18 protein-coding genes are annotated in these 21,941 nt (G+C 69.7%); 3 read left to right on the top strand and 15 right to left on the bottom strand.

Going from position 1 to position 21,941, the window contains the following annotated elements:
- Nucleotides 1–106: 106 nt before the first annotated feature.
- From ACFQS2_RS03965 to ACFQS2_RS03940, 6 genes are all read right to left on the bottom strand, one after another.
- The gene (locus ACFQS2_RS03965; protein ID WP_377792802.1) at nt 107–1,144 is read right to left on the bottom strand and encodes a LacI family DNA-binding transcriptional regulator; all 1,038 of its coding nucleotides are present in this window, start codon (nt 1,142–1,144) and stop codon (nt 107–109) included.
- A 423-nt stretch (nt 1,145–1,567) separates the two neighbouring features.
- Nucleotides 1,568–2,995, bottom strand: coding sequence for an FGGY-family carbohydrate kinase (locus ACFQS2_RS03960; protein ID WP_377792801.1), 1,428 nt, complete (start codon nt 2,993–2,995; stop codon nt 1,568–1,570).
- Complete coding sequence (locus tag ACFQS2_RS03955; protein ID WP_377792800.1) at nt 2,995–4,584, bottom strand: FAD-binding oxidoreductase; 1,590 nt, start codon at nt 4,582–4,584, stop codon at nt 2,995–2,997. The genes ACFQS2_RS03960 and ACFQS2_RS03955 overlap by 1 nt, the downstream gene beginning before the upstream one ends.
- 211 nt (nt 4,585–4,795) lie before the next feature.
- Entirely contained in the window at nt 4,796–5,572 is a 777-nt protein-coding gene (locus tag ACFQS2_RS03950) for an SDR family oxidoreductase (RefSeq protein WP_377792799.1), read from the bottom strand.
- A gap of 44 nt (nt 5,573–5,616) precedes the next feature.
- The gene (locus ACFQS2_RS03945) at nt 5,617–6,906 is read right to left on the bottom strand and encodes a nitrate/nitrite transporter (RefSeq protein WP_377018934.1); all 1,290 of its coding nucleotides are present in this window, start codon (nt 6,904–6,906) and stop codon (nt 5,617–5,619) included.
- A gap of 376 nt (nt 6,907–7,282) precedes the next feature.
- On the bottom strand, nt 7,283–7,876 hold the full coding sequence (locus tag ACFQS2_RS03940) for a glycerol-3-phosphate responsive antiterminator (RefSeq protein WP_377018935.1): 594 nt from the start codon (nt 7,874–7,876) through the stop codon (nt 7,283–7,285).
- 396 nt (nt 7,877–8,272) lie between these two features.
- Between ACFQS2_RS03940 and ACFQS2_RS03935 the strand changes: the two genes are divergently transcribed.
- Both ACFQS2_RS03935 and ACFQS2_RS03930 read left to right on the top strand, forming a co-directional pair.
- Nucleotides 8,273–9,430 (top strand): aromatic acid exporter family protein, encoded by a 1,158-nt coding sequence (locus ACFQS2_RS03935; RefSeq protein ID WP_377018936.1) that lies wholly within the window; start codon nt 8,273–8,275, stop codon nt 9,428–9,430.
- A gap of 136 nt (nt 9,431–9,566) precedes the next feature.
- Nucleotides 9,567–10,136, top strand: a complete 570-nt coding sequence (locus tag ACFQS2_RS03930; RefSeq protein WP_377792798.1) for a YdeI family protein — start codon at nt 9,567–9,569, stop codon at nt 10,134–10,136.
- Here ACFQS2_RS03930 and ACFQS2_RS03925 read toward each other — a convergent pair.
- Entirely contained in the window at nt 10,123–11,190 is a 1,068-nt protein-coding gene (locus ACFQS2_RS03925) for an SDR family NAD(P)-dependent oxidoreductase (RefSeq protein ID WP_377792796.1), read from the bottom strand. The genes ACFQS2_RS03930 and ACFQS2_RS03925 overlap by 14 nt on opposite strands.
- A gap of 73 nt (nt 11,191–11,263) precedes the next feature.
- On the opposite strand from ACFQS2_RS03925, the gene ACFQS2_RS03920 reads away from it, so the two are divergent.
- A complete protein-coding gene (locus tag ACFQS2_RS03920; RefSeq protein ID WP_377792795.1) occupies nt 11,264–12,193 on the top strand; it encodes an AraC family transcriptional regulator in 930 nt (309 codons plus the stop codon).
- 57 nt (nt 12,194–12,250) lie between these two features.
- On the opposite strand, the gene ACFQS2_RS03915 is transcribed toward ACFQS2_RS03920, so the two are convergent.
- The 8 genes from ACFQS2_RS03915 to ACFQS2_RS03880 form a co-directional block, all read right to left on the bottom strand.
- A complete protein-coding gene (locus ACFQS2_RS03915) occupies nt 12,251–13,909 on the bottom strand; it encodes an alpha-L-arabinofuranosidase C-terminal domain-containing protein (RefSeq protein ID WP_377792794.1) in 1,659 nt (552 codons plus the stop codon).
- A 25-nt stretch (nt 13,910–13,934) separates the two neighbouring features.
- On the bottom strand, nt 13,935–14,789 hold the full coding sequence (locus ACFQS2_RS03910; RefSeq protein WP_377792793.1) for a carbohydrate ABC transporter permease: 855 nt from the start codon (nt 14,787–14,789) through the stop codon (nt 13,935–13,937).
- A gap of 3 nt (nt 14,790–14,792) precedes the next feature.
- Nucleotides 14,793–15,758: a carbohydrate ABC transporter permease gene (locus ACFQS2_RS03905; protein WP_377792792.1), complete on the bottom strand. Its 966-nt coding sequence runs from the start codon at nt 15,756–15,758 to the stop codon at nt 14,793–14,795.
- Between the two features lie 61 nt (nt 15,759–15,819).
- Nucleotides 15,820–17,202, bottom strand: coding sequence for an ABC transporter substrate-binding protein (locus ACFQS2_RS03900; RefSeq protein ID WP_377792791.1), 1,383 nt, complete (start codon nt 17,200–17,202; stop codon nt 15,820–15,822).
- Nucleotides 17,199–18,686, bottom strand: a complete 1,488-nt coding sequence (locus ACFQS2_RS03895; RefSeq protein WP_377792790.1) for a sulfatase-like hydrolase/transferase — start codon at nt 18,684–18,686, stop codon at nt 17,199–17,201. Before ACFQS2_RS03895 ends, ACFQS2_RS03900 begins: the two co-directional genes overlap by 4 nt.
- Nucleotides 18,683–19,834, bottom strand: coding sequence for an ROK family protein (locus tag ACFQS2_RS03890; protein ID WP_377792789.1), 1,152 nt, complete (start codon nt 19,832–19,834; stop codon nt 18,683–18,685). Before ACFQS2_RS03890 ends, ACFQS2_RS03895 begins: the two co-directional genes overlap by 4 nt.
- A gap of 103 nt (nt 19,835–19,937) precedes the next feature.
- Entirely contained in the window at nt 19,938–21,218 is a 1,281-nt protein-coding gene (locus ACFQS2_RS03885; protein ID WP_377792788.1) for an FAD-dependent oxidoreductase, read from the bottom strand.
- Nucleotides 21,215–21,913: a class I SAM-dependent methyltransferase gene (locus tag ACFQS2_RS03880; protein WP_377792787.1), complete on the bottom strand. Its 699-nt coding sequence runs from the start codon at nt 21,911–21,913 to the stop codon at nt 21,215–21,217. The genes ACFQS2_RS03885 and ACFQS2_RS03880 overlap by 4 nt, the downstream gene beginning before the upstream one ends.
- Between the last annotated feature and the right edge of the window lie 28 nt (nt 21,914–21,941).

The raw sequence follows: 21,941 nt of genomic DNA, 5'->3' as shown, positions 1-21,941 counted from the left end.
CCGGATCTGCTTAATCGATTCGGACTTAATCGATTCGGCGAGTATTGCGCGGCGCACGTGCCGGTGTCAACTGCGTCACGTCACGACGTGGTCACGGTCCGCGGGATCAGGTGCGCGGCGGGGCGCCGGTGGACTGCCGGGGGACCAGGCCGGCCGGGGCGTTCTGCAGCTCCGCGCCGCCGAGCGCCTCGCCTTCGATCCGCCGTACCAGCAGGTCACCGGCGTGGTGGCCCATGTCGAACGGCTGGCGGGAGAGGGCGGTGATCCCGGGGGAGGCCACTTCCGCGATCAGCGAGTCGTCCCAGCTGACGATGCCGAGCGAGGCCGGCACGTCGAGTCCCCTCGCCAGCGCCGCGCGCAGCGCCCCGATCGCGAGCAGGTCGCTCGAGGCGATCACGGCGGGCCGCTCGCTGATGGCCAGGTCGGAGCGCTCGAACGCTGCGATGCCGGCGTCGATGGTGTACGAGCCGGAGGCGTGGGTGTGGGCGATGCCCTGCTCGCAGCACAGCTGCCGCAGCAGTTCCAGACGCCGGCGCTCGTGCGCGTAGCCGGCCGGTCCGGTCAGCTGGATGCAGCCGTCGTAGCCGCGGGCGACGATGTGCTCGACCACGGTGCGCGCGTCCTCGGCCTCGGCGGTGGTGACCTTCACGAAGTCCTCGGGGCCGGTGTAGTGGCCGAGCACGGCGAAGTCGAGGTTCAGCGACTCCAGGACGGCCGGGCGATGGTCGTCCTCCGCCAGGTCCAGCAGCACTACGCCGTCCACGCGGCGCTGGTGCGCCCAGCCGCGGAAAACCTCGATCTCCTCGTGGCGGCCGCCGCGCACGAAGCGGATCAGCAGCTCGTAGCCGTGGGACGAGCTGGCCGACTCGATGCCCGCGGTCACCGAGGAGTAGAACGGCTCCCGGGAGACCTCTTGCGGGTCCCTGATCAGCACGAGGCCGATGTTCCCGCTGCGGCCGCGGCGCAGTGCCTGGGCGCCGGAGTGCGGGGTCCAGCCCACCTTCTCGGCGTGCTCGACCACGCGGGTGCGCAGCGCGGCGCTGACCCCCGGCTTGTCGTTGAGGGCGTAGCTCACGGTGGCGGCGGAGATGCCGAGGTCGCGGGCGATGGTGGCGACAGTGGGGCGTTGGGTCTTCGGCGGCATGAGGGTGCTTCCGGTCTGACGGCCGCGAGGCCGATGACGAGGTCTCCAGCGCGGAGAACGCCGCTGTTCGGCAGGGCCACTGGATGGGCACATGATAGGTCCCGGCTCGGCGCGCGCAAGCATCGGGGCCGATCCGGTGCTGGTCCGCCGCGCGCGGAGGCACGCCGACCCCGCTGGGAGGCCGGCCAGCCCCGCGGGAAGGCAGGCCGACCTCGCGCGGAGGCACGCCGACCCCGCGGGAAGGCCGGTCCGCCCCGCGGGAAGGCCGGTCCGCCCCGCGGGAAGGCCGGTCCGCCCCGCCGGATCCGTGAGTGTGTTGGAACTCGGCGGCCATAACCACTGGGTCGCGGATCTGGCGGGGAGGGGACGGCTGAGGGTCCCCGCCGTTCGATGTGTGGTGGCGGGCGCCGACGCCCGGCAGCCCTAGCCGACGACCTCCCACGTGCGCCGGTAGATCCGGTCCGTCACGCCCCGCACGTCCCGGTAGACCGCGCCGAGCTGCCGGTACACCTCCGCGTTCTCGGCGAGAGGGGCGGTGCGGTCGGCCACGACGGCGAAGCGCTCCGCGCCCTCACGGAACGAGGGGACGATCCCGGTGGCGACGGCGGCGCAGATCGCCGCACCGCGACCGGCGGAGCTGCCGCCGGCCAGGCGCACGGTCTCCAGCCCGAAGACGTCCGCGAGGATCTGGGTCATGAGGTCCGAGGAGGCCCCGCCGCCGGTGATGACCAGCTGATCGAAGCGCGTGCCGAGCTCGGTCGCCATCTCGTCGGCCCGCTCCTTCATGGTCAGGGCGATGCCCTCGAGGATCGAGCGGAACATGTGCGCGCGGCCCTGCCGCCCGTCGAACCCCAGCACGCTGCCCTTGCGGGAAGGCACGTCGGCCGGGGCCAGCCAGTCGGGGACCGTCAGCAGCCCGTCCGAGCCGGCCGGCACCTCGAGCGCCTCCCGGCCCAGCATCTCCTCGACCGATTCGCCGCGCTCGGCGGCCTCCCGGGCGGTGCCCTCGCCGAGGAGGTCGCGGAACCAGCTGACCGTCCACATGCCGCGGCGGATGCCGCCGCTCTCGTAGAGGTATGTGCCGGGCTGCGACCCGAAGTTCGTCCAGAACGCCTCCGACCCGGTCGCGCCGGCCTCGCCGACGGACATCCCCGCGATGTAGGTGCCCAGTGACAGCAGCAGGGACCGGGGATCCTGCAGGCCCGCACCGAGGGCCTCGACCGCCTTGTCGTTCGCCGTGGCGATCACCGGCACGCCGCCCGGCAGCCCGGTCGCCGCGGCGGCCCGGGGCGTCAGCCGCCCCAGCACCTCTCCCGGCATGACCAGGTCGAACAGCAAGCTGCGCGGCATGCCGGTGCGCTCATAGTCGGCCTCGTCCTGGGACCAGGCCCAGGCCGCGGTGTCGATCGGCCACATGCCCTGGTAGTTCGCGACCGTGTCGGTGAAGTTCCCGGTCATCCGGTGGGTGATGTACCCGGAGGAGGTCGTGACGTAGGCGGCCTCGGCCGTCTCCTGACGGTACGGGCGGCCCACCCGCTCATCCATCCAGCTCTGGACCGGCTGGGCGAGACTGCCGTCGGCCCGCAGCACGGCCCGGCAGAACCGGATGGTGCACAGGCCGACGCCGACGATCTCCGTCGGGTCCCCCTCGAACTCGGCGATGGCCTGCCGGCTCGCCGCGGCGATCGACTCCCACAGGACGTCGTCGGGATACTCGACGACGCCGGGGCGGGGCGTGTGGTTCGCCGGCAGCGGCACGCGGCCCACCGCGCAGGTGCGGCCGTTCTCGTCGAAGATCGTGACCTTGGAGGATTGGGACCCGTTGTCGATCCCCACCACGTACCTCGTCATCAGTCCATGCCCTCGGTGCTCTCCGCGTCGGCGGTGTCCCCGGCGGCCTGCGCGCCGCCGGTTCCCTCAGGTCCCCGGCGCCACTGCGCCAGCTGGTCCTGCGGATGCGCGGCGGCCGGCTGGATCGCACCGTCGGCCGGGAAGATCGTGCCCCTGTTCATGATCCCGTTCGGGTCGAAGCTCTGCTTGAGAGCGGCCAGGATCGGGTAGGCGCTGCCGTGCTCCTGCTCCGTCCACGGGGTGCGGTACTTGCCGATCCCGTGATGGTGGACCATCGAGCCGCCGTGACGCAGCGCCTCCTCGACGATGATCGCATTGAGCGGCAGGTGGTACTTCTCGATCTCCTCCTCGGGGGAGGCCTCGATCCGGTAGTCGTAGACGAAGTACATGTTCGTGCCGGTCTGGTAGCTGTGCGAGGAGTGGCCGCCCAGCATCGTCAGGTCGCCCGCGTGCGGGTACTCCTCGCGGATGCGGCGGATGACGGACTCGTAGAGGTCCACGACCTGGGACCAGTCGGCCGAGACCTCCGTGGTGTATCCCAGGTGGTGGGACTCGAGCATGGCCGCCTTCTCGGCCTCGATCTTGTCGGGCCCCCAGTTGAGATTGTCGAACCAGGCCTCGATCAGGGACGGGTCGACCTTCACGTGCTCGTGCTGGTCGAGGACGCGCGTGATCTCCTCGCTGGTGGCGCGCACGATCCCCTCGGGCCCCTCCGCGACCAGCACGACGACGCACTTGCCCTGGCTGAAGTGGGAGAAGTGCTGGTTCGCGTCCTCGGGGGAGTACAGGCGGGCGACCGAGGGGCGGAAACCGTTCGTGATGATCTCGCGCAGCATGGCGATGCCGGTGGCCATGTCCTCCACCAGGGCGCCGTGGAACCGGTTGTTCTCCGGGTAGTAGCGGAACACCTTCAGCGTGACCTCGGTGACGACCGACAGGGCGCCCTCGTTGCCGATCACGATGTGGCGGATATCGGGGCCGGCGGCGCGGCGGGGCACGGCCTTGATGCGGGTGACCCGGCCGCCGGGGAAGACGGCCTCCAGGCCGACGACCATGTCCTCGATCGCGCCGTATAGCGTGGAGAACTGCCCGATGCTGCGGGTGGAGACCAGCCCGCCGTACTGGGCCAGCGGCTTGGACTGCGGGGAGTGGCCGGTGGTCAGACCCTGGGCGCGCAGCTGGTCCTCCAGTGTCTGCAGCGTGACCCCTGCCTGCACGGTGACCTGCATGTTCTCGGGATCGACCGAGAGGATCTGGTCCATGCGGGAGAGGTCCAGGACGATCGTGTCCGCCACGCTGGTCTCGAGCCCGCCCTCGGTCCCGGTGCGTCCGCTGCGGGCGACGATGTTGATGAGGTTCTCGTCGGCGAAGGCGAGCACGGCGGCGACGTCCTCGGTGGAGGTCGCGTAGGCGATCGCGACGGGCAGCGGTGCGCTGTAGACGCCGTGCACGGACTGGTACTTCTTGAACCGGTCGACGCTGGATTCCTGCAGCGCGTGCTCGTCGGTCTCGATCTGGTCCGGGCCGAGGATCGTGGTCAGCCGGTCGAGGATCTGGTCGCGGGACAGGGGCGAGCGGGATTCGATCATGGGGTGGAGGGTCCTCTCACGATGGGTGACGGCGCTCGGGCCGACGGGTCGGGTGGGGGTGATGGTCGTAGGCGGTCTGTGTGGTCGGGGATGGGCTGGTGGGCGATGCCGGCCGCTTGCCTCGGGGCCTCTGCGGGCCGACGGGAGCGGCGGGGCTGCGGGCTCCGGCGGGACTATGGGCTCCGGTGAGTAGGGCCGACGGGGAGGTGTCTCAGCGGACGAGGTATCCGCCGTCGACGGTGAGGACGTGGCCGTTGACGTAGTCGGAGGCCTTCGAGGCGAGGAAGACGGCTGCGCCCATCAGGTCGGAGACCTCGCCCCAGCGGCCGGCGGGGATGTGCTCGAGGATCTGGCGGGAGGCGTCCGGATCCGCGCGCGTCGTCGCCGTCAGCGCCGTCGCGAAGTACCCGGGCGCGATGGCGTTGACCTGGATCCCGTGCCCGGCCAGCTCGTCGCTGTAGGCCTTGGTGAAGCCGACGATGCCGTGCTTGGTCGCAGCATAGGCCGGGGAGGACTGGCCCCCGAGGAAGGCGAAGAGCGAGGCGATGTTGATGATCTTGCCGGAGCCCTGCGCGATGAAGTGCTCGACCGCTGCCTGGGAGAGGGCGAACGGTGCCGTGAGGTTGAGGTCGACCATGGGGTCCCACTGCTCCCGGTCGAACTCCTGGACGCCGGCGAGCTTCGAGATGCCGGCAGAGTTCACGATCACGTCCAGGCCTCCCAGGCGCTCGAGCGTGTCCTGGATGACGCGGGCCGGTGCCTCGGGGCCGGTGATGTCGATCTCGAGGAACTCGTAGCGGCGCCCGGTGGCCTCGATGAGGGAGCGGGTGGTGCCGTCGTCGTCGGCGATGCTCGGCACGAAGATGTCGGCGCCGGCCTTGGCGAGTGCGAGGGCGAACGCCTGCCCGAGGCCGGAGTTGCCGCCGGTGACGATCGCGACCTTCCCCTCCAGGGAGAAGACGTCGAGCGAGAAATCCGTGATGTCCATGGTCATGTCCTTCAGGGTGAGGGGTCGAAGTGGGGGAGCGGCGGTCACGTCGAGGAGAGCTCGGGTTCGGGCTCACGGGCTGCGTCCCGGCTCTCGCGGGCGTGGACCCGCATCGTCACGGTGCACAGGACCATGCCGATCACGGCCGCCAGGATCAGCACGGTGAACATCGCCGAGAATCCGCCGCCCTGGGCCGGGACGCCGTTGGCGGGGTCGCCGATCCACCACGAGGCGACGGCCGGCAGGAACGCGTCGGGCAGGTAGGCCAGTCCGGAGGCGAGGCCGATCACGCCGCCGCGCTGGGCGACCGGGATGCCCAGCTCGCCGACCGATGACCAGAACACCCCGCGCGCCGCGAAGACGGTGAGGCTCATGATGATCATCAGGGCGACGGCGATCCACAGCATGCCCGCCTGCCGGGGCAGGACGAGGTAGCCGACGGCGGTGAGGCCGACGATGACGAAGCTGACCCGCAGGAACCGCGGGGTGGAGCCGAAGTACTTGTCGACCAGGATGCCGCCGACGGGGCCGGCGAGGAACTGGAACACGTAGGTGCGGATCACGCCGATCACACCGATCATGCCCGCGGCGACGCCGAAACCGTCCTGCAGCAGCGGCGAGAGGTAGCCCATCAGGGTGTAGAAGCAGTACATCATCATCACGGAGCCGCCGATCAGCCACGTGTACTTGTTGGCTGCCGCCCGCAGCAGCTGCCGGGGGCCGACGGACTGGCGCTCCGCCTTGTCCAGCTGGTCCTTGCCCTGGTGGACGACGAACAGGACGAGGACCGCGAGCACGATCGCCAGGACCCCGTAGATCTGGATCAGCGTCGTCACGCCGGTGCTGGCCACGACGGCGCGCGCGACGATCACGGATCCGACGAGACCGATGATGGTGGTCGTCAGGCCGCGGATCCCCTCGAGGAAGCCGAACAGGCGGCCCTGCTCGCCCTCGCTGCCGAGCAGACCGATCGACTTCACCAGCGCCGACCAGTACAGCCCCATACCGAGCACCGCGAAGAGCACGTGCACGATCAGCACGGCCAGGTATCCCGGCGCTGTGGAGACGTACAGGTCCAGCACGCCGGTGCCCGCCATGGCGATGACGATCAGCAGCTTCGGCGAGAACCTGTCGGCGAACCAGCCGCCGACGAAGTACATGACGACGGCGACCGCGCCGAACACCGAGGTGACGGTGCCGTACTGCTGCAGGGAGAGGCCCAGGGCCTCCGCGCCGTCGTGGAGGAAGAGGAACCGCAGGTAGGCGACCTGGAAGACGACCCCTCCGGTCATCGCCAGGATCAGGAAGCTGACCGATCTTCGCATTCGGGTCATGAGGCCACTCCTTTGTGGGCTGATCGGGGAACGGGTGAGGGAGGCGGGAAGCCGCCCGCGATGACGGACGGGACCGCCACCAGGGCGGGGGCACCGCCCCGAGGGCGGGCGCACCGCCACCAGGACGGGGGGCACCGCCGTGAGGGCACAAAAAAAAGAGACCAGCAAGCAGTCGCCCCCCGAAGGGAGCGACGCCACTGATCTCTTGGTGTCTGTCGTGACGTCCGGGATGACCCCGGAGCTATGAAGTTTTGACGAAAGCTACCAGCGTGCCCGGCCGGGTGTCCAGACGGTCATCGATGCCGCGCGGGGGCGGCCCGAGCGAGCCCGTCCGTCGCGGGCTCGCGTGGCCCTCGCGGCAGCGTTCGTCGTCGGCTCACATCGCCCACACGGCCCGATCGGAGGTGGCCACGGCCAGGGCGCCGGCACCGAGCGCGGCGATGACGTCTCCGCGCTCGCAGACCAGTCCGCCGGCGATGACCGGTGTCGAGAAGTCCGCGCGCAGCCACTCGATGACGCGCGGGATGCATCCCGGCAGGATCTCGACGAAGTGGGGCTCGCCCTGGCGGAGCACCCGCGCCAGCTGGTGATACGAGATCGAGTCGACCAGGAAGTATCGCTGGACGGCGGTGAGGCCTGCCCGTCGGGCGGCCCGCACCACGGCCGGCTTGGAGGAGAGGATGCCATCGGCCTCGGTGTGGGTCGCCAGCCACTGGACGGCGACGTCCTGGGAAGACAGGCCCTCGATGAAGTCGACGTTGACCAGGACGATCTTGCCGGCCGCGATGCACCGGGCCACGGTCTCCTCGATGTCGATCAGGCTGCCGTAGAGCAGGAACAGGACCTCGTGGTCCGTCTCGAGAGCCGCCTCCAGCGCCCGGTCGTCCTTGATGCTGGTGATGACCGGATCGGACTGCAGCGACTCCCGGACGGCCTCCTCTCGGGACAGCGCGGCACGGTCCACACACATATCTGGTTCCTCTCGAGATGAACTGCCTCGCGGCCATGGCCTGCCGCGTCCCCGGAGAGCAGGGCGGGTGGTGCCGGCGGGAGGCACGTGCCCGATCGGGTCGGGGCCGCGGCGTCGAGGCGGGCCGGGAGCTTCCACGCTACCGGACCCGGAACGCGTGCCGACCGCGCGCGGACGCGCACGGCAGGGCATGCCGTGGGCCGAGCGGGAGCGGGGTTCTCGCGGCGCCTGTGATGTGCACGGGCACGGGTTCCGAACCGCAGACGTGGGTGGTTAGCTTGGCTCTGCAGGATTCCCGACCGGCCCTCGCCGATGTCCGGAGTGCGATGGCGGAGCACCTCGGAGTCGAGGCCGCCCCAGCGGCCCACGCCGCGCGATCACCGAACGGACTGACTCATGACCTTGTTCGCGCCCCTGCGACGGAGAGGAAGAGCGTTCCTCGCTCACCTGGCTGAACCGGAGTCGGTCACCAGCGGCCTGCAGATCCTCAAGGCAGTGGTCGCGGGCACCGCCGCGTGGTGGATCTCCGCCAATGTCCTGGGCTCCGAGCTCCCCTTCCTCGCCCCGTGGACCGCCCTGCTGACAGTGCACGCCACCGTGTACCGCTCGCTGTCTCGCGGAGCCCAGACCACCGTCGCCTCTGCCATCGGCGTCGGCCTCTCCTTCGCGATCGGTGCTGTGCTCGGCGTGAGCGTGTGGACCTTCGCCCTGGCCCTGCTGGTCGGGCTGGTCGGGGCTCGTGCCACCTGGATCCGCGACGAGGGCATCGCGATCGCGACCACGGCGATCTTCGTGCTCGGCAGCGGGTTCGGAGCCCAGCAGCCGTTGCTGAACGACCGGATCCTGGAGGTGGGGCTCGGTGTGGCCGTGGGGGTGCTGGTCAATCTCATGCTCATCCCGCCGCTGCGGGAGAGCCAGGCCGCCCGCTACGTCGACAGCATCAATCGCCGGATGGGCGAGCTGCTCGGTCAGATGGCCGAGGAGCTCTCGGAGGACTGGCAGACGGCTCACGCCGACAACTGGGTGGCCGAGACGCACGCGATGAGCGACGAGCTCACCACGGCCTGGCAGGCGGTCCGCTTCGCCCGCGAGAGCGAACGGGCCAACCCACGCCGGGGGCTGCGGCGGGCACGTGCACGGAAGAGTGGACGGAAGACCGGCGCCTCTGCGCAGAGCGAGGCCGAGAAGGCCTCTTACGAGGAGATCCTCACCCGCGTGGACGAGGGGATTTCACACCTTCGCCACCTGGCCCGGACACTGCGTGAAGCCGACTACGCCGACGGCGACTGGGATGCCGACTTCCGCGAGCGGTGGGTCGCGATCGTCCGCGACGCCGGCCGCGCCATCGCTGATCCCGACATCGAGGTGGAACCGATCGCCGACCGCCTCGAGGAGCTGACCACGGACCTGGCCGACCACACGGAGCTCCCGCGACGCTCGTGGCCGCTGTACGGGTCGCTGCTGGCGGGCATGCGCCACCTGGCCCTGATCGTCGACGACGTCGCCTCGGCGCGTGCGGCGCGCGAACAACGGGGGACGACCCCGACGGGCTGAGACGCCCGGCCACCCCGCCCGCTGATCACGGTTTCGACCACCTCGCCGCGGTCACCGACCTCCGACGGGAGGACATCGCGCCGGCGGCATGACGGGCGGACAGCTTCGGTCCGCACCGTCGGGGATACTGCACGACATGGACGAGAACATGCCGCCGGACCCGCTGGTCATCGCCGACCGCGCCGGCTGGCGCGCGTGGCTGGATCAGCACGAGCACACCTATGACGGGGTCTGGCTGCTGCTGGCGAAGAAGGGGCGGGATTCGCCGACGACGCTGACCTACCAGGAGGCCCTCGAGGAGGCACTGTGCAGCGGCTGGATCGACGGCCAGCGCACCACCTACGACGAGCGCAGCTTCCGGCAGCGATTCACGCCGCGGCGGACCCGGTCGATCTGGTCCCAGCGCAACGTCGTGATCGTCGCGCGACTGGCCGACGAGGGCCGGATGCGCGAGCGCGGCCAGGCGGAGATCGACCGGGCGAAGGCCGACGGGCGCTGGGAACGCGCCTACGCCGGCCCCGCCACGGCCGAACCCCCGCCGGATCTCCTGGCCGCGCTCGCCGCGGAACCCGAGGCTCAGGCGGCGTTCGAGCAGCTCACGCGCTCGGCCCGGTTCTCCGCGCTGAGCCCGATCCTCACCGCGGCCACGGAGCGCACTCGCGAGCGCAGGATCGCCGCGCTGATCGCCCGCCTCACCTGCGGATGAGCGTCTCGCTGAGCTCCCAGAGCCGGCCAGCCGCGGCCGGATCGACCGCGTGCGGCACGACGGTGGTCTCGGGAGCGGTCATGTCGATCGGCTGAGGATCCAGGTCCAGCTCGGAGATGTCGTTGTCCTTGAGGTAGACGCCCCCGACCTCCGCGAGCAGCGTACTGGTCGCCGCGAACACGCTGGTGCTGGCGCCCTGCTGGAGCGTCTTCTTCTCGTGCTCGGGGTCGATGATCTGCTGGCCGTGCTCGTTGATCAGTCCCTGCGCGCGCAGCGCCTCGGAGTCCATTCCGCCTCTGGCGGTCGCCCCCGGAGCCCGGGCCGGGCCCAGGCTCGTGGTGACGATGATGCCGGGGTGGACGGCATAGCCGCGGATCCCGTCGGCCGCCCATCGCCGGTCCAGCTCGACCGCGAAGAGCACGTTCGCGGTCTTGGACTGCCCGTAACCGAGCAGCCCCATCTCGTCGTAGCCCGACTCGAAGTGCGGGTCCTCCCAGCGGATGCCGGAGAGCCGGTGCCCGCCGGAGGTCAGGGTGACCACGCGGGCGCCGCCGGCGGCGCGCAGTGCCGGCAGCAGGGCGAGGGTGAGCTGGAAGTGGCCGAGGTGGTTGGTGGAGAACTGCGACTCGTAGCCACGTGCGTCCCGCACCAGAGGCCCGGCCATGAGGCCGGCGTTGTTCAGCAGCACATGCAGCGGGCGGCCGGTGGCGAGGTAGCGCTCGGCGAAGGCGTCGATCGAGTCGGGATCCATGAGGTCGAGCCGGCTGGTCTCGACCCGCTCGATGCCCGCGAGCTTCGCCGCGGCCGCTTCCGGGTCTCGCGAGCCGACGGTGACGGAGGCGCCGGCCGCGGTCAGGGCGCGGGTGGTCTCCCGGCCGATGCCGTGGTGGCCGCCGGTGACGACGACGTGGGTGCCGGTGAGGTCCCGACCGGCGAGGACGTCGTCGGCCGTATTCGCAGCGGTGAAGCCGCTGTCGAGGGGGCGCTGCTTGTCGAGGACGGACTGGGGGAGTTGGATGTCGGTGGCCTGTGCGGCGGGTATCTGTGTGGTCATGTCTCCACTGTGAGGCGACGGCGGCGAACTCTGAATACTTGTCAGTCCGGATTTCTTGCGCGAGAGTACGGGCATGCGCCCTGATCATCTGTCCCAGGTCTTCGATGTCGTCGACGTGCGGGGCGTCCTCTCGGGCGGCTTCGCGGTGCAGGGGCCGTGGGTCTCCAGGGCGCCGATCGAGGGCCTGAAGTTCTTCGCGCTCGTCAGCGGACGAGCTCACGTCCTGGCCGACGGGCTGACCGAGCCGCTCGAGGTGGGCGCGGGGGATGTCCTCCTGCTCAACGAGAGCCGCTGGTTCGAGGCATGGGGCGGGGAGGGCACCGGGCCCCGACGCGAGATGGTGCCGGAGGAGGGCTTCTCCACGGCTCGCTTCACCCCGGCCGGCGGCCTTCACGACGTGCTGGTCGGCGGGCACGTCGAACTGAGCCCGGCCGGCCGGACGCTGCTGACGAGCGCACTGCCGCAAGTGGCGCATGTGCACGGGACCGGCTCGTCGGCCACGAACCTCCGCGGCAGCGTGCACCGGATGTTCCTCGAGGCCGCGAGCGACCGGATCGGCTCCGCCTTCGCGATGCGCCAGCACGGCCAACTGCTGCTGCTCGAGATGCTCCGCGCCTATGTCGAGCAGGACGAGCTGCTGCCCGGCTGGCTGCGACTGCTGACCGACGAGCGCCTGCGCCCGGCGGTGAGTCTCCTGCACGACGAGCCCGGCCGGGCCTGGGGCCTGGCCGAGCTCGCCCGCGCCGCGGCGATGTCCCGCACGACCTTCGCCGAACGTTTCCGGGCAGTCGCCGGCATGCCGCCCTTGGCCTACCTCAGCCGCTGGCGCATGCTGCTGGCCCAGCACGCACTGCGCGAGGCCGGAACCCGCATCTCCGTGCTCGCCCGCGAGCTCGGCTACTCCTCCGAGAGCGCCTTCAGTGCCGCTTTCAAACGTGAGGTGGGAATGGCGCCGCGGACGTTCCGGCAGGTGCGTGCATCCGCTCGGTCTTCACCGCTATGAGACTACGCATCACGATAGCCGTGACCGGACCGTCCGTGAGCACGCCGAGAGACTGCTTCAGCCCACGCTCACCTCCCACGACACCACGCTCACCGAGTGCGCCGGGGCTACGAACACCCCGCCGCTCAGCTCCGCCGCGCTTTCCCGCAGCCTCAGCACGTCGGGCCGGTCAAGAGTGTTCACCGCGAACAGGTCCTGCGCGTCGGCGCCGAGCGTATGCACCGACACCGGCCCTTCGACGAGCTCTCCGTCCACGGCGAGCACGGCTTCCACGTCCTGATCGGCCGAACGGTTGATCACCGCCGCGTATCGCCGCGACCCATCGGCCGACGCGGAGGCGCTCACGTCCAGGACGCCCACGCTGGTCGCCACGTCCACACAGTGCGCCTCGCCGCCCCATCCCTGCTCGTGGCGCACCGGCAACGTGACGGACGGACCGGCGACCCGCGCCGGCAGCGGCACGGTGCCGAAGTGGTTCAGGTACAGATCCCACACGTGGTAGGTGGCCGAGCGCACCAGGCCGCCCTCGCGCACTGCGAGAAGTCCGTTGGCGTTGACGAGATTCACGGTGTTGGCCATGGTCACGGGCACCTGGTTGCTCGACGTGCGGTGAATGGCGTGGAACACCCCGGAGTAGAACAGGGCATCGGCCAGGGTGCGCGGCGAGTACCGGCTCACCCGCCAGCCGTGCTTCCCGGCCACGCCCGGCTCGTCGGTCGGGCCGGAGGTGTCGCGCTCGGCGATGCCACCGTCGGCCCCCGGTCGCGGATCATCCCACGTGCGTGGCTCGTAGTGGCGCATGTTCCACTCGTCGAAGGCGATCTCCAGGGGGCTGGTGATGCCATGGCGGGCAGCAGCACCGGCGATCTTCCGTGAGAAGCCTTGCAGCACGTTCTCGACGTGGACGGCCTGCGCGACGATCGCGTCGAACTCTGCCCGGGAGGGATCGACGAGGTGGAAGCTCGCCCCGTAGGCGTGGATGGAGACCCAGTCGGTGATCTCGCCGAGCTCGCGCACCACCACGTCGGTCCAGCGGTCGTCGTCGACGCCGACGGCGACGAACCGGATCGAGCCGTCGACGGCTCGCATGAACTTCGCGTGCTCGAGGGCGTCCTCGGCGTAGCGCTCGGGGCTGCGGTGTCCCATCTGCCACGTTCCGTAGACCTCGTTGCCCAGGCCCCAGATCGGCACGGGGCGTCGGCTATCGAGCCCGTCGGAGGTGCGGCGCCGGGTCATCTCGGTGTCCCCGGTGTAGTTGCAGTACTCCACCCAGCGCACCGCGTCCTCGACGCTGCGGCAGCCGTGGCCGAGGTAGGGAGTGGCGCCGGTGGCCTCGCACCAGGCGAGGAACTCCGGGGTGCCGAACCGGTTGGACTCCTCCGAGCCCCACGCCAGCTCGAGGCGTCGCGGCCGCCGGTCCCGCGGCCCGGTGCCGTCCTGCCACCAGTAGGCCGAGGTGAAGTTCCCGCCCGGCCAGCGCACCACAGGCATGCCCAGGTCGCGACAGGCATCGATGACGTCCTGACGGCATCCGGCCAACGGTCCTTCTCCACTGACGGACAGCTGCGAGCCCTCGTCGAACACCCCGCCTTCTATATTGTGGAAGAACGCCGACTCGAGGAAGTGGCCGTAGATCATCGGTTCGATCGGTCGCTCGGGGTCGGCGCCGGAGACGTCGATGCGAGCCTGGGCAGTGTGCGGCGCGTTGGTGGTCATGGGGTCCTTTCGGGGGAATGGGAGATCAGCCCTTGAGGCCGGTGGTCGAGACGCCCTCGATGATCCAGCGCTGGGCGATGACATACAGGGCTAGGACGGGGACGCTGGCGATGACCGCGCCGGCCATCATCACGTCGTAGCGGGTGCCGTTCTCCGCCTGCAGCAGCCGCAGCCCGGAAGGAAGCGTCTGCATCTCGCTGCTGAAGAGCACGAAGACGGGCCAGAGATAGTCGTTCCAGCTCGTGAGGAACGAGAGCACCACGAGAGTGGCGATGGCGGGCCGGGCCAGAGGGAGCATGACTTGTACGAACGTCGACCACTGCGAGCAGCCGTCGACGATGGACGCCTCCTCGAGCTCCTTGGGGATCGCGGCGAAGAACTGACGCAGGAAGAACACGCCGAAGGCGCCCGCAGCGCCCGGGATGATGAGCGCCGCGTACGTGTTCAGCCAGCCCAGGGAGTTCACGATGAGGAAGTGGGGGATCAGCATGACTACCGCGGGCACGAACATCGTGGCGAGGACCACCCCCATCATGAGCGTGCGGCCCCGGAACTGCATGCGCGCCAGTGCGTATGAGGCGAGCACGGCGAGTACCACGGTCAGAGCGGAGTGCGCGACCGCGACCACCAGACTGTTGGCCACCCATCGCAGCACCGGGACTGAGTCGTCACCCAGGATGTGTTTGAAAGCCCCCAGGGTCGGGTTGCGTGGCCACAGCCGGAAGTCCGGAGATACCGACTCGGCGGGGGTCTTGAACGCGGTACCGAGCATGTACAGCAACGGAAGGGCGAATACGCACGTTAGGAGGATCAGCGCTGCCCACAGCGCGATGCGCTGGAGGCGTACGGGTCGGCGACGGGAGGGGCGAGAGGTCGCCATCGTCTACACCTTTCCCACGAAGCGGAAGATCTGGTTCACGAGCAGACTCGCCGCGATCAGGCACACGGCGAGGATCATGCTCATCGCACTCGCCATACCGATGTCATAGGACTGCATTCCGGTCTGTGCGATGTAGCCGATCGCGGTGCGAGTCGCCCCGCCGGGCTGCTCGTTGGTGATCAGCGCCGACTGGCCGTACATGTTGGCCGACGCGATGATCGTGATGACCACGACGAACTGCAGCACTCGACGCATATGCGGGATGGTCACCACCCACAGCCGTTGCCAGGCGTTGGTCCCGTCGATCCGAGCGGCCTCGTACAGCTGTGCGGGCACGTCCTGCAGGGCCGCCAGGTAGATGACGGCGTTGAAGCCGACCGTCCACCACACCGTCACGCCCACGAGCGAGACCCAGCCGGCGGGCAATGAGGTCGTCCAGGCGACCGTGTCGGGCAGCCCCAGGGAACCCAGCAGATGGTTCACCGGGCCCACACGGGCATCGAGGAGGAAGTGCCAGAGCACGCCCACCACGGCGACGCCCAGCACATACGGAGCGAAGTACACCGCGCGGAAGAAGGTGCGCCCGGGGAACTTCTGGTTCAGCAGCAGTGCGAGGGCGAAGGGGACGACGACCAGCAGAGGGACCGACAGGGCGGTGAAGATCGCGGTGACCCTCATCCCCCGCCAGAACTCCTCGGACAGCACCCCCTCACCGGACAGCAGCGTCGTATAGTTCTGCGCCGCGATGAATCCTCCGCTGTCGAAGCCCAGGATCCACTGCCGCGTGCTCGAGTAGGCCAGGACCAGGATCGGTGCCAGCACGAATACCGCGAACAGCACCAGGAACGGGGCGACGAACAGATAGGGCGTGACGGGACTCCCGACCCGGATCCTGCGCCTGTCGCCGCTCGCGGGCGGCGCAGGTAGAGGCGCGGGGGGCGCGCTCAGGCTCGGAGCAGCGTTGCTCATCAAACCTCTTCTCTCGGCGGTCTCTCGCCTGGTCGATGACGTCGCGCGGGACGTCGGAAGGTCAGAATTCGTACAGCTCCCGGTTACGGTCGAGCATCTCCTGCGCAGTCGTGACCGCGGCCGTGAGCGCGGCTTCCGGATCTTCCTCGCCGAGCACCGCCCGACTCACCGCGCGCTGGTAGCTGTCCGCTGCGATCTCACGGGAACCGGGAACCTGCTGCAGGAAGATGAAGCTCTCGAGCACCTCCTCGGTCGCGAGCTCGGCCTGGCGGCTATCGGTGAACTGCGTGTCCTCCCGCGCCGAGGCCCGCGCCGGGATGTTGCCCGACGCCGCCCAGGTCGCGGAGTTCTCGCTCATCCAGGAGATGAACACCCGAGCGGCCTGACCGCGATCGGCGTCGGCGTCGGCCTGCTTGGTGAGCGTGAAGTTGTGGGAATTCGCGAACACGCCAGGGGAGTCGCCGATCGTCGGGAAGGCGCTGATGCCATACTCCATCCCATCGGTGGTGTCCTCGAGGTCATTGATCAGCCACAGCAGCTCATGGATGAGGGCCGAGGAGCCGTTCTTGAAGGCGGTGGCCAGGTCGGTGGCGTCCGAGGGACTGATGTCGTCGGCCACGAGGTCTCGCATCCAGGTCAACGCCTTCGCTCCGGCATCGTCGCCGAAGGTGACGGTGGTGAGGTCCTCGGAATAGAGGGAGCCGCCGAACTGGCCGAGCAGACTCACGAAGATCTGCCAGTTGTCGGGAGAGACCCAGAAGGGGTTCTCGATACCTGCGGACTGCAGGGACTGGACGGCGGCGTCGAACTCCTCGCCGGTGGTGGGGCCGGCCTCAAGCCCAGCGGTCGACAACTTCTCCGTGCTCCAGTACTGCGCAATGGTGAACATGTCCAGCGGAATGCCATAGCGCTGCCCCTGGAACACGCCGCCTTGCCACACGGCCGGGGTGAAGTCCGATTCGCTGAGACCGAGGGATTCGGCGAGGTTGTCCAGCGGCACGATGGTCCCTCGGGAGGCGAAGCTCGCGAGCTGGTCCAGGTGCATCGCCGCGACATCGGGCCCGCTGCCGGCATCGGTCGCAGTGACGACCTTCGAGTAGAAGTCGGCCCACTCGAGGGAAGACTGCTTGACGGTGATCGCAGGGTTCGCTTCGGTGAACTCGGTGATGAGCTGTTTCATGTACGGGCCGTCGCCTCCGGTGAAGCCGTTCCAGAAGGTGATGGTGACGTCCGGCCCGTCGTACTCGGCAGTGAAGGGTTCGGATCCCGCCGCAGGAGCCTCATCCGAGCCTCCGATCGACTGTCCGCCCGAGCAGGCGGCAACGGTGAGCGTGGCGCCGGCTGCGCCAGCGCCGGAGAGGAGACGGCGTCGGCCGAAGTCCTGGGCTGAGCGCGGTGTGCCGCCGTGGAGGCGGTGCGCGGTGGATCGTGGGGAGAGCATCATGATCCGTTCCTTTCGAACGAGCTGAGGGAGGTGTCGTAGTCCTTGCCGCCCACCGGATACATCGACGTCATCCAGTGATAGAAGTTGTCCCCGCGGTCGCGGAGGCGGCGGTACAGCAGGGCCAGGTGGGCATCGCGCACCTGGCGGCATTCGGGGAAGCCATAGCGGTTGGTGAGCTCGTACGGGTCGGCGACGAGGTCGTAGAACTCGTTGACGGACTCGGGGTTCACGACGAGCTTGTAGCGGTCGGTGATGAGCATCCGCTGCGGGTACGGGAAGTGGTGTCCGTGGAACTCGGCGACGTAGTCGGTGCGCCACCGTGGATGCTCGCCGCGCAGGATCGGCAGCAGGCTGGTGCCGTCGGCGGACCTGACGGGCTTGATCCCCGCGAGTTCGTTGATGGTGGCGGGGAGGTCGATGAGGTCGGCGAACTCGCGGCGGTGCTGGGCCGGACCGCCGCCGGGCGGCCGGATCACGCCGGGCACCCGATAGATGTCCTCGTACATCGCCGGCCCCTTGTCGTGCAGGCGGTGGGCACCGGTGAACTCGCCGTGATCAGCGCTGAAGAACACGGCGGCGTCGTCGTAGACGCCTAGCTCCCGGGCGACGTCGACGATCCGGCCGATCTCGTGATCGATCATCGTCACGTATCCCCAGTAGGCGGCGATCAGCTTGCGGCTGGTCTCCTCGCCGAGGGTGTCGAACGTCCAGTGCGCCGAATAGTTCGACTGCACCGGGGGCTTGCCCAGGAACGTCTCGGCGATCGAAGGCGGCAGCTCCACGTCTTCGGGGTCGTACAGGTCGAAGTACTCTGGCGGCAGGTTGTAGGGAAGATGCGGACCGAAGAAATGAGTGGCCAGGAAGAATGGCGTCCCGTCGCGACGGAAGTCCTGCACGTACTGGCGGAGCCGCTCGATCGCGAGGTCCCCGAGGAACCGCTCGAAGGTGGCCTCCACGCCGTGCTCGAGACGGGCAGCGAGCAGGTTGCCCGGGCTGCCGTTGGGGAAGGTCCCGCGGATCTCGTCGCGCAGGCGGTATGCGGGAAGGCCCCGCTCGGCGAGGTAGCGCTCGTAGGTGGGATGGTCGACCGGGTTGTGCCAGCCGTGCATGTGCAGGGCGTCGAACCCGAAATCCTCCGCGGTGCGCTTCAGCCCCACATGCCACTTCCCGGCCAGTCCGACGTTGTAGCCGTGCTCGCGAAGATCACGGCTGAACGAGCCGTGATCGGGATCCAGGTCCTCCTTGTAGCCGACGTTGCGCTCGTAGTTGGCAAGCAGCTGGTGTCGGAAAGGCGCCTCGCCCGTCAGCAGACTCGCCCGCGCAGGGGTGCAGATCGCAGTGGGCGTGTAGAAGCGGTCGAAGACCGTCCCCTCGGCGGCGACGGAGTCGAGCCACGGGGTCTCGACGATCTCGTTGCCGTAGCAGGGCAGGGTGTCCACCCGATGCTGATCGGTCAGGAAGAAGAACATGTTGGGGCTGGTCACGAGGAGAGTCGTCCCTTCTGGGCGGCGGGGGAATCGGGCCGGGACAGCGCGATGGCTGGGTCACGCAGGATGAGGGCGATCCCACCCAGCGCACCGTCGACCGCACGGATCCGGCCCGCGTGGAGGGCGATGCGGTGCGCTCGCGCCGGCATGAGGTTCTTTGTGAATGCGACCTCGAGCGGAGCGGTGAGATGTGGGCCGAGGCCGATCAGGTCGCCGCCGAGCACGACCCCTTCCACGTCGAGTGCCGTGCAAACGTTCGCGAGCACGACGCCGATGCGCCGGCCGGCGCCGGCGACGATCTCGCGGCGGCGCACATCGCCGGCGTCGAGCGTCGTGCGCAGCGCATCCAGATCGCGGTGGGCCGTCGTGGCCAGGATCCGCTCTCGTGAGACGTAGGACTCGAGACAGCCGCGCTTGCCGCAGCGGCACGGGGGGCCTCCCGGATCGACCGTCATATGGCCGAACTCGCCGGCCGTACCGTGGAGCCCGTCGTACATCGCGCCCTGGGTGATCAGGGCTCCGCCGACGCCGTCCATGAGCCGCAGATACACGAAGCTCTGCAGATCGCGGCCCGAGCCCCACACCGCCTCCGCAAGACCGGCCAGGCGGGAATTGTTGTCCGCCCGCACCTCGCGCGCCACACGGGAGGCGAAGGTCGCCACCAGGGATTCCATGACGGCTTCGCGATCCGGGATACGGCCGGGAATGCCCAGGCCGACGGCGATGACGTCGCGCCCGTCCAGGACGTCCAGCGCCGCCATCCGTGAGAAGGCATGCTGGATACGTCGCGGCCACGGAGTGTCGTGTTCGTAGGCGGCCGAGGCCGAGCCCTCGATGCGATGAGCCTCGTTCATGGCGGTCACGGTGACGCGCCGGTGCCCGAACTCGACACCGAGAATCACGGCCCCCGACACGCTCAGGGCAAGGAGCTCCGGATTGCGCCCCACGGCGCGGGAGGACGGGGCTGTGCCCATGCTCTCGACGCGGCCACCGGTGAGGAGGCGGGCCGTCACGGTGGACACGGTGGCGCGGGATAAGCCTGTGCGCCGGACCAACTCGGCGCGGGTTGAAGGACCTTGAAGGCGCAGTGCCAGCAAGACCTCGTGCTCAGCGCCGCGCAGGGGCCTCGTCGTCCCGTTCTTCATCCCGACAGCATGGAGTCGGTCGGCGAAGGCCGCAACGACATGCGTTGATTTCTGACAAATAGCCGACGGAATGCGTCCGAACGAGAGGAGTGATCCGTGTGCGTCAGCGGGTGCGCACCCACGCCATCGAGTACGCCCGCGCCATGACGCGCCGAACCGGAGAGTGGAGGGCGGCTCGCACGGCCAGTCCCCGGAGGGAGGACAGTGGTTCCGCGAGCGGGCGTCCCAGTGCCATGTTCAGGTGCGCGAGCAGACGGGCGGTACGCGCCCGACGTTGACAGGTCTTTTCGAACTGCAGCCACTCGCGGCTGCCCCGGAGGGTGCCGCTAAATTTGCTTGTCACCGTCTGCGGGATGAGGGGCGCCAGGTCGTAGGCATCCAGCCAGCCCAGGGAGATCCCCTGGCCCCCGATCGGGCTGATTTCGTGGGCGGCATCGCCGATCAGCATGCAACGCCCAGTTAGCAGGTGCCGCGCCGTGCGCCGGTGCACGGTGAATGCACTGATCATGCGGATCGCCGTCGTGTCGATCCGCACTTTGGTGCGCGAGCGGACGATCTCAGCAAGGGCGGCAGGGGAAGGATCTGCCGAACGGTAGCGCCCGCTGTGGGCCCCGGCATGGGCCGACCCGGTGTGGACCACCCAGCGGCGCAGCCCGCCCGGCAGCGGAAAGGACTCGACGACGCCGTCGGGGTCCAGGTGGATGAACCCCTCGCGGTCTTCACCGTCCCCATCAGGATCGGCGGCGTCGCCCATGAGGTAGGTATCCGGGTACGTAGTACGGGTCGTGGGTACGCCGAGGAGCTCGCGCACCCGGCTGTGGGACCCGTCGGCGCCCACGAGCATGCGGGCGCGCCGGTGTACGACCGGGGCTCCGGCATCGCCCGGGGCGGTGTGCCGTGCGGTCACCTCGATGCGGTCACCGATCTCGCGCAAGCCCGTAACCTCCCAGCCGCGTTGTAGCGTCCCGGGGGCGAATTCGGCCAGTCGGCCCTCGAGCAGCTCCTCGGTGCGGCTCTGCGGTAAGGACAGGACAAACGGTCGGTGCGGCCATGCCCCCTCGAAGCGCAGTCTGCCGAGCTCCCCGCGGCGGCCGCGCGCACTGCCGCCCCGGAGCCGCACTCCCGCGGCGATGGCGGCGTCGTCGAGGCCGACCTCCCGCAGCGCACTCAAGGCCGGGGGATGCAGGCCGATGGCTCGCGAATGGGTGCTGGGCGCGGTGCGACACTCGAGCACGAGCACGCTCACCCCTCGTCGTACCAGCAGCGCTGCGAGGAACAGGCCTGTCGGGCCACCGCCCACGATCAGCACGTCGCAGTCTGGCGGCGGGCCGTCCGGTTCCGCAGCGCCGGGCGCCGCGTCATCGAAGCTGCCGGGCGCGATCATCGTGTCGGGACCTCGTGGGTCAGCAGCAGGCGCCATGGGCCCAGCTCGCTCACATCCCAGCCCTCGGGCGCGATGTCACGCAGTTCGGCGGCGGTGAAGCTGCGGCGGATCGAGATCAGCCCGTCCTCCCGGATGAAGGAGCCGGGGAAGAAGGGCCAGGTGCCCACCGAGAACAGGGCGTAGGCGAGACGGTCGCGCTGGATGTCGCTGTGGACCACCGCGGTGCGGGACAGCCGCCGAGAATCTCTCAGCAGGTCCCGCAGCTCGTCCTCCTCGAGGTGGTGGAGCAGGTGGTTGGAGACCACCAGATCGAACTCGGCGCCCTCGGTGACCAGGTCGGAGGAGAGGGCCCGCCGGAAGTACACGCCCTCGACGGGCCTCTGCCGCATCGCCCAGGCGTGCGCCCGCGGGTCGGGGTCGATGCCGGTTACGCGCAGGTCGAAGCCGTCGCGGCGCGCCCATCGGGCCAGGGCCCGGGCGAGGTCCCCGCCGCCGCTGCCGATGTCCAGCAGCGTGGTCGGACCCTCGCGGTGCAGTCTCGGGCGCAGGTGCCGGCGGTAGGTGGTGCGCCAGCCCGTCACCAGGGAGTTGATGACGCGGAACTGGGCGTAGGTGCGCTCGAGCCGGCGCAGATCGCAGTCCGGGTCGTCCATGCGCTCGGCGGCGTGGCGGTCTCGCTCGGTCAGGTCTGGCACGCGGAGCCGCTCCGGCATGCGAGGGCGC

It is taken from the genome of Brachybacterium sp. GCM10030267 (genome assembly GCF_042666875.1).
GTDB lineage: Bacteria > Actinomycetota > Actinomycetes > Actinomycetales > Dermabacteraceae > Brachybacterium.
The sequence above is the reverse complement of the archived record's forward strand: the minus strand, read 5'-3'. Positions and strand labels throughout refer to the sequence as shown.